Genomic DNA, 15,953 nt, shown 5'->3' with positions numbered 1-15,953 from the left:
CAAATACCGCTTGCAACCGAAGGGGCATCCACAGATGGGTCTAGATTGCCTCAATCTGCCGGCGTTGGCTCCGCCGATTGAACGGGGAGGTCAGGACACTGGCCAAGCAGGAGTCGCAGTCACCGCGCTCGGTATTAACGCGGTCGAGTAGGTAGACAGGGTTTGCCAGCCAAGAGTGCGATACAATGAACGGCCCTCTTCCGTGGCAACGAGCAGCCCGCGTAAAGTGGAGTTGCGGCAGCTCTCCCTAAGCGCCGTCATCACGGTCTTGCCCAGCCCCCTCCTGCGATGGCCCGGAGCTGTTACGATCCTGTCGTAGATAAACGCTTCCGCGGTTTCGGCTCCAAAGCCGCTTGCCGCAACCTCACCAACCTGTGCTCGGAGCTGCACCCGGGTCAACGCCGCTCCAGGCTCCACTTCTAACTTATAGCCGGTCGGCAGCTTCGCGCGCTCCCAGCCAACCAAGGCGGTCATGAAGTAGCCAGTAGGCTCGACCTGCCATCGCTCCGGTAGCGCCGCTCGCAGCTCCTCGGCGGAGCAGCAGACCTTTAGCAGGCAACCTGGTTGGCTCACTTCTTCTGCAAGCTCGAGGAGCCCCGGCGTCGCCCGAGGGAAGATCCAGCGGCAAATCTCGGCAGCCGAGTTCGTATCCACCCGAAGTCCACCTCGTTCGGGTACCGGTCGCGGGAGCCCGCGCGCTATGGAGCGTCCAGCAACCCAGCTTCCAAACATCCCTGAGTCAATCGCCGAGTCCATCATTACCGCGCTTATATGAACGTGAGTCCGATCTTGGGGAGCCGCGAACAGGTCGGGAACGTCTGCCATTGGGTCATTTCAACAATGGGCGATGACCGCTGCGGCGATCAGCTCGCCTAGCGGAGTTGTTCCGCGCATCGGTGATCGCGGTTTGTCGAAATCCTGGTCCAAGCTGACCGCGGTCATTTTGGCATAGGCTCGTGCGGCCTCGGGGGAAAAGCCGGCGTCCTGGTAGACCGTTTCCCATTGCTCGCGCGGCGCAACCTGTACGACCACGTCTCGGCCCAGTGCCGAGGCGAATGCGTCGGCAACATCCTGCGGGGTGTAGCGCTCTGGACCTTCGACATAACGAACCGCGGTGTCGCTGACCGACGCCAACAGCCGTTCGGCGGCCGCGCGACCCAGATCGGCAGGCGCGACCATCGGCATGCACGTGTCGGCCGGGAACATGCTCGGCAGCGTTCCGGACCTCCGGACCATATCGCCGAAGCCGAGCCAGTTCGTCATGTAGTATGCTCCGCGGTTGATCGCAGCCGGGATCGACTGGCGCGTCAGGCCCTCCTCTAGAAGCCACAGCGTCGATAAATCGCCGATCGCATCGCCTGGTTGTGCGCCATAGGTCGAGGCAGCAACCACCTTTTCCAACCCGGAGCCCTCCAGGGCCTCGAGGATGTTCGCAATCGTGCGTCGCTCAACTTCGTCGGTGTTCCCGCTAGGGTTAGCCGGCGGGTTCAGGAGAAAGGCGCGATCGGCCTTCCGGAACGCGTAGCGCAAGGATGCCGGATCTTCTGCATCGACATTTGCAACGCTCGCGCCCTTGTCACGCCAAGCCGTGGCGTGTTCAGGGTCACGGGTCAGGATCAGGACGTCTTCGCCCCTGGCCAGCAGGGTGTCAGCGACTGTTCCGCCAATGTGTCCCGTTGCACCCATCACCACGAACATCGCCCACGCTCCTGAACCTGCTCATAGGATCAACGCCCGCTTGAGCGCCGGTGTCCGTTTGGCGGTTCGCCGGGCCGACCTGAAATGAACGAGCGACCGCTTCCGGGGAACGCGCGTGTCGGACTCAGTGACCGATTGTGGGTCGTCACTCCGTAACAGCCGTGGACATAGAGACGCCAATTTCCAGTCCCGACTGACAATCTCTCGGACCGAACCCTGCCAGCATGAGTTTGCCCATTTCGAAGGGGATAGGAATGGCGATCGGGACGGACAAAGCGGTAGAGGCAAGTGGCGTAGTCGCAGCCAAAGTGCCGAGCAGAGACGGATTGCTCGGCCTCGCGGTCGCGGTTGTGGTGATCGCTGGGCTCTTCCTGGCGAAGGACGTGCTGGTGCCCGTCACTCTCGCAATCCTGTTGTCCTTCGTCCTCTCGCCTATCGTCCTCTTGCTCCGCCGTTTGCACATGCCAAAGGGGCTGGCGATCTTCGTCGCCGTATTGGGTACGTTGGGCGTGCTCGGCGGAATCGGCACGCTGGTTGGCACGCAGGCCGCGTCGCTGGCCGACCGGGCGCCGACCTATGTCGCGACGATCCAAGCCAAGGTCGACGGGGCGAGCGGCTATTTGACACAGCGTCTGCCGTTCCTGCGGCCGGCGGCCACCCAATCTCTGGCCAGCGCCGACGCCAATGTTCAGCGCGGCACCAGGAGCCATCCGCTGAACGTCCGCGTGGTGGAAAAGGAGACCCCGGTGCTGGAGGAGGTGGGTGGCTATCTCAGCCCGGTGGTGGCGCCGTTCGAGACGTTCGTGATCGTCCTCGTCGTCGCCGTCTTCATCCTCATGCAGAAGGAGGATCTGCGCGATCGCCTGATCCGCCTATTCGGTTCGTCGGATCTTCACCGCACGACCGCGGCGATGGATGAGGCCGGCGCGCGGCTCAGCCGCTACTTCCTGTCGCAGCTCGCGGTGAACGCCAGTTTCGGGCTGACGGTGGGCATCGGCCTGTGGCTGATCGGCCTGCCGGTCCCCGCGCTCTGGGGCATCCTAGCCGGCGTCTTGCGCTTCGTGCCCTATATCGGTGCGTTGCTCGGCGCCGCGCTGCCACTGGCCGTGGGGGCCGGCGCGGATCCCGGCTGGTCGACGATGCTGATGGTCGCGGCGCTGTTCCTGGCGCTCGAACCACTGATCGGCTATGTCGTCGAGCCGCTGCTCTACGGCCACTCCACCGGCCTATCGCCCTTGTCGGTCGTGCTGGCGGCGGTGTTCTGGACGTGGATTTGGGGGCCGGTCGGGCTGGTCTTGTCGATGCCGCTCACGCTGCTGCTGGTCGTGCTGGGGCGGCACATCCCCAGCCTCGAGTTCCTCGACGTGCTGCTCGGCGATCGGCCGGCGCTCACGCCCGTCGAGCGCTTCTACCAGCGCATGCTCGCCGAAGACCCCGACGAAGCGCTGGAACAGGCGGAAAGCCAGCTCGCGACCCGGTCGCTCACCGCTTATTACGACGAAGTGGCTCTGGCGGCGCTGAAGATGGCGGCCGCGGACGTCGAACGCGGCGCGATCACACGCGAGCGCGCCGCGAAGGTGGTCGATTCGATGCTCGTGTTGGTCGACGAATTGCGGCAGCAGGACGACACCGCCACCCCTTCCAAAGCGGGTGGGAGCCTGCTGACCCCGTTGCCGGACAGCGGCGCGGGGTTCCAGGAGACGGCACCGTCCATGCTGCCCTCGGCACCGGCGGCGTGGCATGCGGACGGCCGAGTGCTGTGCATCGCCGGACGCGGCGTCCTCGACGATGCGGTTACCGCGATGCTGGAACAGTTGCTGGCCAAGCGCGGGTTTGGCGTCAACCGCGTGTCCCACGAGGCGGGATCCCGCGCGAACGTCGACCGGCTCGATGCCTCACAGGCGCGCCTCGTCTGCATTTCCTACCTCGAGATTGGCGGATCGCCTTCGCATCTGCGCTATCTCGTGCGGCGAATCCGTTCTCGCGCCGGCAACGTGCCCGTCCTCGTCGGCCTGTGGCCGGAAGGCGAGGCGGCTCTGACCGATCGCGAAATCCAGCGGATCCTTGGCGCCGATCTCTATGTCGGCAGCCTGGGCGCGGCTGTGGAGGCATGCCTCGATTACGCCACCAGTAACCTGGAGCGGGCGGCGTGACCGCGCCCGATCCGAGCGCCAAAGAGGGCTGGTCTCTGAACAGCAGCATTATCGAGCTGGTTAGCCTACTCCGGCGTAAAACGCTGAGCGTTGACCTGTAGATGAATGGACGGCCGCTTCAGGGAAGCCGTTTGCTCATGCTGGACAACTGCAAATGGGTCCTCAGCGCCGCGGACCTGACGCAGAAGTCGCAACTCGTATCACACGTTCGACACGAACCACACAATGAATCCCGCCACTCCAACCACGGCCACAGCGAGCGCAACCCGGACAAGGGGCGGATCTCTCGGTGCGACTTCTGTAGGCCACGACACGGTGAGTGCCCGCAGGGGTCCGACGAAGGCGGCGGTTGCGCCCGCGACGCGAACCCAGTCCAGCACCACCCAGCGCTGCGTCATTGCAATCGACTGAGCGTCCGTGATCGTGTCTTTGGGTGAGCCGATACCGTGATAGTATAGCGCGGCGTTCATCGGCCAGAACGCGACAACCGTCAGGATGAGCAGGAGCAATATGCCAATCGACGGCAGGCAAAGCAGCCATCGATAGCGCCACGGGGTGCGCCACCCGGCGGCGAGCGCCCCAAACCCGGCGATCAGCATGCCCGCCGAGAATGGAATGAAGAACACGCCGGTGTCGACTGGCCACGCCTTCCCGTAGGGCATCATCGCGAGAGACGCAGGCGGACGAGCGCTCCATGCGCCAGCAAGAACGAGAAGATCGAACAACTTGGCGCCGAGCAGCGGTCCTCCCGCTAAGACCGCAAGCCACAAGAATGCTCGGGTGACATTTTGCCTTCTTGCCATATCGCCCTCAGCCAAACTCGCGCGCAGTAGTCCGCTCGATTGGAATCATCTCCTGAAAGCTGCCCGGCGGCAAGCCAGCACTCGCGCCGTGCGTTTTCTCAAAAGTGGCCGTTAAGCAGACGGCGAATGCGGAGAAGCGAGCGGCCGCTTTCCGGAGGCAGGCGAGCGCGATTGACTGGCAGAGTTTGGGTCGAGGGGACGAGGCTAGAAGCCCAAGCGGAAGACTACCATGTGCCTTCCGCCATTCGTTTCTGGCGCTCGACCTCAGCTGCGCTGGTGCTCGGGTCGGGATGGTTGGCGGTCGGAACCGGCCCGGCCGGTGCCCAACGTGTGACGATCACGCCCTTTTCGCCAACCTGCTGTTGGAGCAGGCGCCACGCGCCCGGCGGCGTCCCGTCGCCGAACAGACGCTTCCCGGTTCCTAGCACGACAGGGAATGTCATTAGCACCAGCTCGTCGATCAGCCCCGCAGCGAGAAGGGGCGGGTAGAGCGTCGACGATCCCTGGATCAGCAGGTTGGGACCGTCGCTCTCCTTGAGCATTCGTACCGCAGTGGTGCCATCAAGGCGGTGGCTGTTGTCCCAGCCGAGCGGCTGGTCTCTATGCGTCACGACGTGCTTATCGGCTGCGGTCAGCGCCTCGCCCATGCCGGCCATCTCGCCCTCGACGTACGGCCAATAGGCGGCAAATATTTCGTAGGTACGCCGACCGAGCAGCAGAGCGTAAGGCGCGCCGAACAGGCTGTCCAGCACTGGGTCGATCACATCGTCGCCGATGCCGAACACCCAGCCCCCTTGGTCGAAGCCGCCGGTCGGGTCCTCAGTCGGCCCTCCAGGTGCCTGCATCACACCGTCGAGCGATAGAAAGACTGCGCCAGTTAGCTTACGCACCAATCATTCCTGTCCAAGACGCCTCGCCGACAGCCATACTTGACCGGAACACATCGAGCAGCAAGCGATCAAGTTCGGCTCAGAAGCGCTTGAACAAACGACCGCTTACGAGCAGCGGCCCTGCGCCGCGGAACGTTGGCTTCTGGGTCGAGGCAGCCGGTACGATCTCGGCCTGCAATGCCGTCAGTTACCAGTGCCAACATCCCGATCGGTACGCCGGTGAACGGGTTCATGGACGAGGATGTGCCAGTGGCGTTCTCGACCGCGACGCCGCAGCCGATGATCGTCAGCTCGCCTGCCGCACCCCAGACCGCTTCGGCCGTTCTGACAACGATCTCTACGCCGGCAAAGTAATTCATGCCCCGCTGTTCGAATGGTCGGCAGCGGGGCCAGCCTTTGATGGGCATGTCGGTGATTAGCTGCCGAACAAGCGGCGCATGAAGCTGGGCTTTGCCGGCTGCTCACCTTTCAGGTTCAATCGGATGAGGACACCCCGGCTCGGCTTACCCTTCGTGCCGCCGTGAATGCGCTCGATCAGCGCCAACGCGTGATGCCCGTCGTCGATCTTACCGCCGATCCAGCGGGCATGTTCAGCAGCGACGTAGCCGATCTGAACACCTCGAACGCTGTGCACCGCCACCGCGTTGGTGTCGTGACGGTTGTCCGGCTCGCGGGTCAGGGTCACGGCTTCTCCCGCCCTGCAACGCGCTATCTCAGTCTGGCGACTAGACCCATCCGGATTGCGATAGCTCTCGCCGACCACGTTCAGCGACCAGTCGTTCGTTCCCATTGGCCAAGTTTCTTGTCGATAACGGCGTAGGTCAACCGCCATGCCGTTCGACACCGATAGGGGAAGATCGGATGAGGCCCCCGGCTCGACTTACCTGTCATGCCGCCGGACTGCGTCAAACCAAATGCACTGGCTGGTAATCGGGTGATGGTGGGTTAGGGAGGGGGCATGCCACGCCCGCGCAAGCCAGCCTCGCCGTTCCGCTACCTCAACTCCTCGCCAGAGGTGATCCGGCTTGTGGTGCTAATGTACGTGCGCTTTCCACTCAGCCTGCGGAACGTCGAGGACCTGCTGTTCGAGCGCGGGATCGACATCTGCCATGAGACGGTGAGACTCTGGTGGAACAGGTTTGGCCCGATGTTCGCGAGCGATATTCGTCGAGCGCGGTTGAGCTGCATGCGGGGCTTCCAGGATGGCGTCCTCAAAGACCGACGTGCATCGTGGTGAGCGGGTCGCGTTAGACTAACAGCACCATTGAGAAGGCAACCAGAGTGGAGGAACTGTCAACTAAACGGATCTGCCGGCTCCGGAGCCGCGCATGGCTGACAGTCTCGAGCATCTAAGTTATGGCTTTCGCTTCTGGTGCTGCGAACTTGCTTGGTATTCGCGAGCTCGGCCGCCGTTTATTTAATAAGCAGCGAGCATACGGGCAAAAATCCGCCTTCGATCGGCCGTGTGCCGTTGCTTTGACGGCACCTTCCTGGTTGAAGGCGGCGAAGCTGCGTCAAGCATTTTCCAATGGCGATACTGCGCTGTGCTTGATCCGTCGCGCCGATCTCGCTTAATCGTTCTATATGACTGGAGAGCCACAATGATCCATGCTCCCCTAGGACAGCCCAGATTGCTTTGGCCTCGTCCATCTCCGCACTAGGTGACATCTTCGCCCTCCCAACTAACCGAAAAGGCCGCCGGATCGCTCCGACGGCCTCCTCTTGGTCATCCTCGCGGAGGATCAGGCGTAAGCTGCCTTGGTGCTGCGACGACGGTAGCGGGCGGCACCGGCGACCATACCGAACCCGACGAGCATCATCGCCCAAGTGGCAGGCTCAGGAACGGCTGCAGTAATTTCCGAAATGGTCACGGAGGTGAACGAGCCGGTGTTGTTCTGATTTCGACCGCGGATAAAAAGATAACCGCCGTCATAATACAGGTTGAACGGCGAGCCGCCCTGTGCGGTTGTGAAGCTCACACCCGCGAGGTCGAAATACGGTGCCGTCGTCTTCAGGATGTTGTCGTTCGAAACGACACCGTCAACCGGGTAGGTGCCTACCGCCGACAGACCATTGATGGTCTGCACATTGTTGCCGTTCCCGGCCGGCTTCACCGTTCCAGTGATGCCAGTGATCAGGTATCCGGTGTTGTTGCTATAACCGACGTTGTCCGAGCTGTCGGTGGTCGTCAGCGTGGCATCGATGTTGAAGCTGCTGCCAGTCGCAGTCAGCGTGAACATGCGAGCAGCCATAGCCGGCGTAGCTGCGCTCAGCGCGATGAGAGCGGCACTAGCCGCCAATGCAAACTTCTTCATTGCTTCCCCCTTTTGAGAGCCGGCCGGCAAGTCCGACATGGCCGATTTGTGCTATCAAAGGCGCAGAATTTTCATAGGGGTGATTAACCTCCTGTTCATAGTGAAATCTAAGATCCTGTACCATATCGGTACATGGTATCTGTTCGATTATGCTCAAACCTTGGATGGCTCCGACTGACAAATGCAACTGCTGGGATACTGTAAAGCCGACGTGGCATGCGGGGTAGAGGCTGATACTGGCCCGGAATGCTCCGCAGATCACGAGCGCTCCGGCCTAGCCCGTTCCGCCAGTTTATCTCGTCACCCGAGGTGATCCGGCTGGTGGCCCTGATGTACGTGCGCTTTTCGCGCAGCTTGCGCAACGTCGAGGACCTGCTGTTCGAGCGCGGGATCGACATCTGCCATGAGACGGTGAGGCTCTGGTGGAACAGGTTCGGTCCGATGTTCGCCGGCGATATCCGCCGGCAGTGGTAAGCCGCATGCGAGGGTTCAGACACTGGCGCTGGCACCTGGACGAGATGTACGTGAAGCTGAACGGCGAGGTGGTCTACCTGTGGCGAGCGGTAGATCATGAGGGAGAAGGCTGGAGAGCTACGTCACCAAGACCCGGGACAAGGCAGCCGCGCTCACCTTCATGAAGAAGGCACTGAAGCGGCACGGCTCGCCTGAGGCAATCACCACCGATAGTTTGCGCAGGTACCGTGCCGCGATGAACGAGCTCAGCAATGCCGACAAGCAGGAAATCGGCCTCTGGGCGAACAACCGGGTGGAGAACTCACACCTGCCATTCCGACGACGAGAGCGGGCGTTGCTGCGGTTCACGCAGATGAAGACGCTACAGAAGTTCGGCTCCGTCCACGCCAACATCCACAACCAGTTCAGCCCGGAGCACGACCTCACTGATCGCAAGACCTACAAGGAACGACGCTCTGCTGCCCTGGCGGAGTGGCAGATCCTCTCGAGCTAGGCTGCTAGCCATAAAGACCAGGGTGCATTGTGTGGAAAGCGGTCCGCGTTGCCGACAGGGCCGCCACACACTTTAAATCATTCAAAGCGCGAGCACATCTCGAAATTTCCGGCGCAAATACGTGCCTGCTCCGTGATATTTCTGATCCGATCATAAATTCTTTAGAACTGAGCAGTGACCCGCCCGTAGATGAAGCGCCCGTTAAATCCGAAAGGCGAGAAGCCGCTGTAAGGTATATAGATCTGGTTTGCTGGATTTTGGCCGCCGACAGAGGCAGCGCGTGGGCCGAAGGGCAAGCGCGTCGGATAGACGTCAAACAGGTTGTTCGCACCGATCGCGAAGGTCATGTGCTCCTTGAAAGTGTAGCGGGCTTCCAGATCGGTGATCCACTTCGGCCGGAGAAATACGTCGTCGGGTCCATAATCGCTCAGACCGAGGGTGGTGCCCGTGAGCGAGGTCGCAGTGGGAGCGATGACGCGGCCATAGCGCGTGGAGCGCGCAGTGACCCCGAACACGCCGAGATCGCCGTCGGCTGACAGCACCACCTTATCGCGGGGCTGTCCCTTCTCGAACCGAATGCCTTCCACCCGGCCGAACAGGATGATGTTAGGGTTCGACGCGAGCGGCCCTAAGTTATTCAGGCGCTTGTCAATTTTGTTTTGCGTGTAGTTGTAGGCGGCCGACAGTGACCAACTGCCCAGATCGCCGAGGCGCAAGCGATAGGTGCCGACCACATCGACGCCCTGCGTGGTCGTGTCCAGCCCGTTGATGAAGAAGCGCGCGGCGCCGACCGAACTGAAGCCGTTAGCGTTGAGCGCCGCCCGCGCCGCAGCGTCCGTCACCGCGTTGCCCGACGACCCCAGATTCTCGGTCAGAACGATGCGGTCATTAATCTTGATGTGATAGTAATCGGCGGTCAGGTTGAATCCACGGAACGGGTTCGAAGTGATGCCGGCCGAAAGATTGATCGACTTCTCCGGATCAAGCGGCTGAGAGCCAAGTGCGCGGGCGATGGGGCTCGAGACCTGCGCCGTTACGATGTCGACCGGAACGCCCGCTACGAAATTGGTCGAGGTGGTGGTGAAATATTGTTGGTGCAGCGAGGGGGCTCTGAAGCCGTTGGAGATCGAGCCGCGGACCGCCAGCGCAGGCGCGAACTCGTAACGCAGCGCGAGCTTGCCGTTCAGCGTGTCGCCGAAGTCGCTGTAATGCTCGTAGCGCCCGGCTGCGGTGGCAGTCAGTCCAGCAAATAGATCGGTATCGAATTCGATGTACCCGGCATAGCTGTCGCGGCTGTTGTCAGTCGCGGCGGCCGCGGGGATGCCGGGGAAACCCTGCTGGCCGATCGCCGCTCCGCGTGAGGCGAACGGACCGGCAGCGTAGGACTCGACCTGGCCGGCACGCTCTTTAAAGTTCTCGTGTCGGTACTCAGCACCGACAGCGAAGGTTAGCGGCTTGACAAATCCCAGGTCGAACTCGCGCGTGACATCCAGGTTGGCGGTGAACTGGCCGAAGCGGATGCCGCCCGCATCGACGTTGCGTGGTCCCGCCGATCCAAAGGAGGTGTTGATGCTGTTGAGAGTGCGGTAGTCTATCTCGTTGTGGCCGTAGACGCCGGACAGGTCGACGGACCACGGACCAAGGTCGCCCTTCACGCCGGCTGCGATGGAATAATCGTCGTAATCCGACTGGATCAGCGGCAGAAAACCGTCCGCATAGATCGCCACGAAATTAGCGTTCGTCAGCGCGACGTTCGCAGGGACGGCGGAATAGTCACGATTGGCGGCATTGGATGCCTGGCGGTAATTCGCCGCCGACAGCCCGTCACGATGCGCGTAGCTGCCAAACGAGTAGAACTCGAAGCCGGAATTGCCTAGCGGCATGCCGGCGTTGACGAAGACGTTGTAGTCCTCGGTCTTCGGGTCGCCGAGCTGAAAATTGAGACGGTTGAAGGTGAGTTCGCGCGCGTCGAAGGTCGTCGTGCTCGGGCGGAGGTAATTGGGGCGAGTGTCGTAACCTGCGCGGTTCACCGCGTCGCGGTCGCGGTACTCGCCCGTCACGTTCAGATAGCCCGGGCCGATCGGAATGCCGATATTTGCGCCCAAAACCCATGTATCACCATCGTTGCGCTTTGCATCGCCGCCATAGTTGCCGGCGAGATAGCGCGAGCCTGCGGCCGCCTGACCGTTGACCGCGGCGACGGCATCGTTGGGATCGAAGAACGGCTGGCCGCCCGACGTTTGCAGACCGAGCAGTTCTGGTACGCCTGCCATGTGCGTCACGTACTTGCCGTAGCTGACCTGCGCCCGGCCGGTGTTGACGCCCCTCTTTAGCTGGACGTTGATGACGCCGGCAATCGCGTCCGAACCGTATTGCGACGAGGCGCCGTCCCGTAGCACCTCGATCCGCTCAATCGCGAGGGCCGGGATCGTGTTAAGATCGACCGCCGCCGAACCGCGCCCGACCGTACCGTTGATGTTGAGGAGCGACGAGACATGCCGGCGCTTGCCATTGACCAGTACCAGCGTCTGATCTGGCGACAGTCCGCGAAGCGTCGCGGGGCGGATCACATCTGAACCGTCGGCGATTGAGGGCTGGGGGAAGTTAAACGATGGAACAAGCTGGTTCAGGATCTTGTTCGTGTCGCCCGTGCCTGTCGCATTGGTCAACGCTTCGGAAGAGATGACGTCGATCGGCACATTCGATTGAGCGACGGTACGATTAGACGCGCGGGTACCGGTCACTACGATCTCGGACTGCGGGTCGATCGCGGTAGGTTCGGTGCTGTCCGTCTGGTCGATGGTCGGCGGCGTCGCGGTTGATTGCGCGATGGCGGCGCTCGCCATCACGAGCGACGAAGCGGATACCGCAAGCACTGCCGTGAACGACTTCAACATGGTTTTCCCCCTGCTAGCCCTAAGTTGCAACCTCCGGGATTTTGGGTGCGTGGCAACATGTTAAAGTCATCCAGCAGATGTTTCGGTAACAGCTGTTGCATAATGGCGACAACGCTTGCGATTGCAGACCGGAGCCGAAGGGCGGGCTCCGTCAAACCAAATGCACCAGCTGGTAATTGGGTGATGGTGGGATAGGGCGGGGGGGCTCCGTCAAACCAAATGCACCAGCTGGTAATTGGATGATGGTGGGGTAGGGCGGGGGCATGCCCCGCCCGCGCAAGCCAGCTTCGCCGTTTCGCTACTTCAACTCCTCGCCTGAGGTGATTCGGCTGGTGGTGCTGATGTACGTGCGCTTCCCACTCAGCCTACGCAACGTAGAGGACCTGCTGTTCGAGCGAGGGATCGACATCTGCCATGAAACGGTGCGGCTTTGGTGGAACAGGTTCGGTCCGATGTTTGCCGGCGACATCCGCCGCCAGCGCGTGAGCCGCATGCGTGGCTTCCGGCACTGGCGCTGGCACCTGGACGAAATGTACGTGAAGCTAAGCGGCGAGATGGTCTACCTGTGGCGAGCGGTCGATCAGGAGGGCGAGGTGCTGGAGAGCTACGTCACGAAAAGCCGAGATAAGGCAGCGGCGCTCACCTTCATGAAGAAGGCACTGAAGCGGCATGGCAGCCCTGAGGCAGTCACCACCGATGGCCTTCGCTCCTATCGTGCAGCGATGAATGAGCTTGGCAATGCCGAGAAGCAGGAGGTAGGCCGCTGGGCCAACAACCGGGTGGAGAACAGCCACCTGCCGTTCCGACGACGAGAGCGGGCGATGCTGAGGTTCAGGCAGATGAAGACGCTACAAAAGTTCGCCTCTGTCCACGCCAACATCCACAACCACTTCAGCCTGGAGCGCCACCTTACTGATCGCAAGACCTACAAGGAACGACGCTCTGCCGCCCTGGCAGAGTGGCAGATCCTCGCGAGCTAGGCTGCTGCCCTCAAAGACCAAGGTGCATCGTGTGGAGAGCGGTTCGCTTTAGACTGACAGCACCCACCCAAGACGGCAGGTGCCGAGCTCCGCCGCTGCTGCGGGATGGGCAACCACCCGCTGGAAATCGGATGAGGATGCAGCTACTTGGATCGCGGTAGGGGCGGCCCGCCGATAGTTCGCAAGAACGCTCTGCCAGGCAGTCTCGGAACCAAACCTCTATGCTCTCCAATCCGGCTCACTCGTCCAGCCCTTTTCCGCCGAGCGGTGGCGAGTGCGCCGCCATCCTACGCGACATCGACTGGTCAACGCATCCGCTCGGCGATCCGGTGGGCTGGCCCCCCGAATTGAAGACGGCGATCCAGACAGCGCTCACCTCGCGCTTTCCATCCATGGTGCACTGGGGCGACGAGCTCTTCACCTTTTACAACGACGGCTACGCAGCCATACTCGGGCGCAAGCACCCGGGACATCTGGGCCAACCCGCGCAGGCATGGTGGTCCGAGATGTGGGACCAGCTCACCCCATTTTTTGCCCGCGTGTTGGCCGGCGAGAGCTTCTATACCGAGGATGCGCTGTATACCCCTGACCGGGACGGCACTCCGCAGGCCGCGTGGTTCACTCACAGCCACAGCCCACTCTGGAATGACATCGGCGAGGTTTGCGGTATCTTCGTCACAGCGATAGAGACCACGACGCGTGTCCGCGCCGAACTGGCACGCGCCAGCGACGAGCGGCGCAACCGTCAGGTCCTCGACAGCGCAATTGACTACGCGATCATCGCCACCGACATTGAGGGTCGCGTGACCCGCTGGAATGAGGGCGCTCGGCGCATCCTCGGCTGGACCGAGGAGGAGATGGTGGGGGAAACCGCCGAGCGCTTCTTCACGCCGGAGGACGTGGCGGGCGATCGGCTCCAGGTGGAGATGGACGCGGCGGTCGCATGCGGCCGCGGCAACGACGAACGCTGGCACCTGCGCAAGTCCGGCGAGCGCTTCTGGGCACAGGGCGAGATGACGGTGCTCCGCGACGAGCACGGCAACCACGAGGGCTATGTGAAGGTGCTGCGCGACCGCACCGAGCAGCACCTGACCCAGATGAAGCTGGAAGCGAGCGAGACGCGGTTCCAGCTGGCGCTCGGTGCCGCAGGCTTCCTTGGCTCGTGGGATTGGGACATTGCCGCGGATAAGGTCTACGCCGATCCGCACTTCGCCGAGTTCTACTCGGTGCCACCTGAGCAGGCTGCCGAGGGCCTCCCGCTTGCCACCTTCGTGGCCGGCATTCATCCTGACGACCGGGATTGGGTCGGGGCAAGGATCGCGGAGACGGTCGCCACCTGCGGCGAGTTCGCCGAGGATTATCGGCTGCAACGCCCGGACGGGCGCGTGTCGTGGGTTGCCACCCGTGGGCGGGTCTTCTGCGACGACGAGGGCAAGCCTACGCACTTCCCGGGCGTAGCCGTCGAGATCACCGAGCGGCGTGCCATGGAAGATGCGCTGCGGGCGAGCGAGGCGGGCACCCGGCTGGCACTCGATGCTGCCGACATGGGTATCTGGCAGACCGCGCTCGATCTCAGTGACCAGCAGTGGGACAGCCGCACGCGTGTGCTCCTCGGCCACGATGCGGACGAGGACGTCGGCTTCGACAGCTTCCTAGACCGCGTCCATGCGGGTGACCGCGACCGGGTTCAGGCCGAGATCAGCGCAGCACTCGGTTGCGCCACCGAAAGCCTCGACATGCAGTACCGCGTTCTCGATCGTAAAGGCGGACAGCATTGGGTTCACGTCCGCGGCAGGATCGTTGGCGATGGAGGTGGACCGGCACGACTGGTAGGCACCATCCGAGACATTACGCCGCAGAAGGCAGCAGAAGAGCAGAGTGCCTTGCTCGCGAAGGAGCTGAACCACCGCATCAAGAACACGCTGGCGGTGGTACAATCCATCGTCAGTCAGTCACTCCGCCGTGCTGACACGCCGGAGCAGGCGCGCGACGCCATTGGCGAGCGCCTTGGTGCTCTCGGGCGAGCGCACGACCTGCTGACGCAAACCAGCTGGATGGCAGCGCCTCTCCGATCCGTCGTCGAGGGCGCAACGCAGGTAGACGGTAGGGCGACAAGCCGGGTCTCCGCTGAAGGGCCTGAGGTACGGTTGAAAGCGAAAGCCGCACTCGCTTTTTCGATGGCTCTTCATGAGCTCACGACCAACGCAATGAAGTATGGCGCGCTGTCCACCGAGTGGGGTGCTGTTGCGGTCCAGTGGCGCACAACGGTGGAGGCAGGCGCACGGGCGCTTGAGTTTAGGTGGATCGAAACCGGCGGTCCGCCGGTGACGGTTCCAGAGCGCTCGGGCTTCGGCTCACGACTGATGAAGGGTCTTGCGCGTGACCTTGGCGGGGAGGGCCAGGCCGATTACCAGAGGTCGGGCTTCAGATGGCTTCTAAACGCCAATCTGGAAGCGATCGAAGAAAACGCGTAAAACCGTAGCTTGCAGGGAACACAGCCGTACCCGGCCTGTTGAAAGCACCTATGTCCGCAGATACAAGTCAACGTAGGGTCGTCCTCGTCGTAGACGATGAGCCGTTCATCCGGATCAACGCGATCGACGTGCTGACCGACGCGGGCTTCGATGTTCTCGAAGCTGCTGATGCCGATGAGGCGCTGGAAATCATAGCGACTCATTCAAAGATCGGCGTGCTGTTCACCGACATCAACATGCCAGGGTCCATGGATGGCCTCGACCTCGCGCGGCGGGTGCACAGCATGCGGCCGGACATTCATCTCATCCTGACCTCGGGCAAGGTCCGGCCGAACGTCGAGCAGATACCCGACTCTGGCAAGTTCATCGGCAAGCCCTACCAGGAAAGGCAGTTCGTCGCCTTGGTGCAGGCGGCGTTCGCCTGACGAAACAAACTTCGCGTCTGTTGATAGCGCTGTGGCGAACTATTGCTCGTCCACGTTCACTTCGACGCCTCGTCGTGACGCGCACGAACCTAAACGAACATCCGCTGTCAAATTCAGCGGGAGCCCTCCTGAACGTCTTCAATCGTGTTACATTTCGCGGCTTGCTAGCGATCAGCGGTACGACCGCGGCGGAGGGTCTCTGCTGCCTCCCAGGTCCAAATGCCTGTGCCTTCCGGACGTCAGCGGCGCGCAGTCGCAAGTTCCTGAGACGTCGCCTCACGGTTGAAGCGGAGCGTTTCTGGACAGGTCGAGTTTGACCGTGGCAGGCACCAGCTCGACGACAGAGCCGCG

12 protein-coding genes and 3 pseudogenes are annotated in these 15,953 nt (G+C 62.3%); 7 read left to right on the top strand and 8 right to left on the bottom strand.

Features of this window, described 5'->3' with window-relative positions:
- Positions 1-90: 90 nt before the first annotated feature.
- A complete protein-coding gene (locus Q5H91_RS07625) occupies positions 91-654 on the bottom strand; it encodes a GNAT family N-acetyltransferase (RefSeq protein WP_305172773.1) in 564 nt (187 codons plus the stop codon).
- Positions 655-834: 180 nt separating this feature from the next.
- The gene (locus Q5H91_RS07620) at positions 835-1,698 is read right to left on the bottom strand and encodes an NmrA family NAD(P)-binding protein (protein WP_305172772.1); all 864 of its coding nucleotides are present in this window, start codon (positions 1,696-1,698) and stop codon (positions 835-837) included.
- Positions 1,699-1,952: 254 nt separating this feature from the next.
- On the opposite strand from Q5H91_RS07620, the gene Q5H91_RS07615 reads away from it, so the two are divergent.
- Positions 1,953-3,851, top strand: coding sequence for an AI-2E family transporter (locus Q5H91_RS07615; RefSeq protein WP_305172771.1), 1,899 nt, complete (start codon positions 1,953-1,955; stop codon positions 3,849-3,851).
- 200 nt (positions 3,852-4,051) lie between these two features.
- Here the strand turns inward: Q5H91_RS07615 and Q5H91_RS07610 are convergent, their stop codons facing one another.
- The 4 genes from Q5H91_RS07610 to Q5H91_RS07595 form a co-directional block, all read right to left on the bottom strand.
- Positions 4,052-4,576, bottom strand: a complete 525-nt coding sequence (locus Q5H91_RS07610; protein WP_305172770.1) for an anthrone oxygenase family protein — start codon at positions 4,574-4,576, stop codon at positions 4,052-4,054.
- Between the two features lie 302 nt (positions 4,577-4,878).
- Positions 4,879-5,544: a dihydrofolate reductase family protein gene (locus Q5H91_RS07605; RefSeq protein ID WP_305172769.1), complete on the bottom strand. Its 666-nt coding sequence runs from the start codon at positions 5,542-5,544 to the stop codon at positions 4,879-4,881.
- 68 nt (positions 5,545-5,612) lie between these two features.
- Complete coding sequence (locus Q5H91_RS07600; RefSeq protein ID WP_305172768.1) at positions 5,613-5,903, bottom strand: hypothetical protein; 291 nt, start codon at positions 5,901-5,903, stop codon at positions 5,613-5,615.
- A gap of 56 nt (positions 5,904-5,959) precedes the next feature.
- Complete coding sequence (locus Q5H91_RS07595) at positions 5,960-6,334, bottom strand: HIRAN domain-containing protein (protein WP_305172851.1); 375 nt, start codon at positions 6,332-6,334, stop codon at positions 5,960-5,962.
- A 168-nt stretch (positions 6,335-6,502) separates the two neighbouring features.
- Here Q5H91_RS07595 and Q5H91_RS07590 point away from each other — a divergent pair.
- Both Q5H91_RS07590 and Q5H91_RS07585 read left to right on the top strand, forming a co-directional pair.
- A pseudogene (locus Q5H91_RS07590) lies at positions 6,503-6,745 on the top strand (IS6 family transposase); the annotation flags it as partial.
- A 155-nt stretch (positions 6,746-6,900) separates the two neighbouring features.
- A complete protein-coding gene (locus tag Q5H91_RS07585) occupies positions 6,901-7,119 on the top strand; it encodes a hypothetical protein (RefSeq protein WP_305172766.1) in 219 nt (72 codons plus the stop codon).
- A 167-nt stretch (positions 7,120-7,286) separates the two neighbouring features.
- Here Q5H91_RS07585 and Q5H91_RS16575 read toward each other — a convergent pair.
- Positions 7,287-7,397 (bottom strand): annotated as a pseudogene (locus Q5H91_RS16575) (PEPxxWA-CTERM sorting domain-containing protein); the annotation flags it as partial.
- 708 nt (positions 7,398-8,105) lie between these two features.
- Between Q5H91_RS16575 and Q5H91_RS07565 the strand changes: the two are divergent.
- A pseudogene (locus Q5H91_RS07565) lies at positions 8,106-8,826 on the top strand (IS6 family transposase).
- A 161-nt stretch (positions 8,827-8,987) separates the two neighbouring features.
- Here Q5H91_RS07565 and Q5H91_RS07560 read toward each other — a convergent pair.
- Positions 8,988-11,723: a TonB-dependent receptor plug domain-containing protein gene (locus tag Q5H91_RS07560; protein ID WP_305172761.1), complete on the bottom strand. Its 2,736-nt coding sequence runs from the start codon at positions 11,721-11,723 to the stop codon at positions 8,988-8,990.
- 263 nt (positions 11,724-11,986) lie between these two features.
- Here Q5H91_RS07560 and Q5H91_RS07555 point away from each other — a divergent pair, with 263 nt between their 5' ends.
- The 3 genes from Q5H91_RS07555 to Q5H91_RS07545 all read left to right on the top strand — a co-directional run bounded on the left by Q5H91_RS07555 (position 11,987) and on the right by Q5H91_RS07545 (position 15,602).
- A complete protein-coding gene (locus Q5H91_RS07555) occupies positions 11,987-12,703 on the top strand; it encodes an IS6 family transposase (RefSeq protein ID WP_305172760.1) in 717 nt (238 codons plus the stop codon).
- 221 nt (positions 12,704-12,924) lie between these two features.
- A complete protein-coding gene (locus tag Q5H91_RS07550) occupies positions 12,925-15,177 on the top strand; it encodes a PAS domain-containing sensor histidine kinase (protein ID WP_305172759.1) in 2,253 nt (750 codons plus the stop codon).
- 50 nt (positions 15,178-15,227) lie between these two features.
- Positions 15,228-15,602, top strand: a complete 375-nt coding sequence (locus Q5H91_RS07545; RefSeq protein WP_305172850.1) for a response regulator — start codon at positions 15,228-15,230, stop codon at positions 15,600-15,602.
- Positions 15,603-15,953: the final 351 nt, after the last annotated feature.

It is taken from the genome of Sphingomonas aurea (assembly GCF_030678875.1).
GTDB lineage: Bacteria > Pseudomonadota > Alphaproteobacteria > Sphingomonadales > Sphingomonadaceae > Sphingomonas > Sphingomonas aurea.
The sequence above is the reverse complement of the archived record's forward strand: the minus strand, read 5'-3'. Positions and strand labels throughout refer to the sequence as shown.

Excerpts from the sequence above, each read along its gene's own strand:
- Q5H91_RS07620 (WP_305172772.1), bottom strand. The coding sequence starts at position 1,698 with ATGTTCGTGGTGATGGGTGCAACGGGACACATTGGCGGAACAGTCGCT.
- Q5H91_RS07615 (WP_305172771.1), top strand. The coding sequence starts at position 1,953 with ATGGCGATCGGGACGGACAAAGCGGTAGAGGCAAGTGGCGTAGTCGCA.
- Q5H91_RS07600 (WP_305172768.1), bottom strand. The coding sequence starts at position 5,903 with ATGAATTACTTTGCCGGCGTAGAGATCGTTGTCAGAACGGCCGAAGCG.
- Q5H91_RS07595 (WP_305172851.1), bottom strand. The coding sequence starts at position 6,334 with ATGGGAACGAACGACTGGTCGCTGAACGTGGTCGGCGAGAGCTATCGC.
- Q5H91_RS07585 (WP_305172766.1), top strand. The coding sequence starts at position 6,901 with ATGGCTTTCGCTTCTGGTGCTGCGAACTTGCTTGGTATTCGCGAGCTC.
- Q5H91_RS07560 (WP_305172761.1), bottom strand. The coding sequence starts at position 11,723 with ATGTTGAAGTCGTTCACGGCAGTGCTTGCGGTATCCGCTTCGTCGCTC.
- Q5H91_RS07555 (WP_305172760.1), top strand. The coding sequence starts at position 11,987 with ATGCCCCGCCCGCGCAAGCCAGCTTCGCCGTTTCGCTACTTCAACTCC.
- Q5H91_RS07550 (WP_305172759.1), top strand. The coding sequence starts at position 12,925 with ATGCTCTCCAATCCGGCTCACTCGTCCAGCCCTTTTCCGCCGAGCGGT.
- Q5H91_RS07545 (WP_305172850.1), top strand. The coding sequence starts at position 15,228 with ATGTCCGCAGATACAAGTCAACGTAGGGTCGTCCTCGTCGTAGACGAT.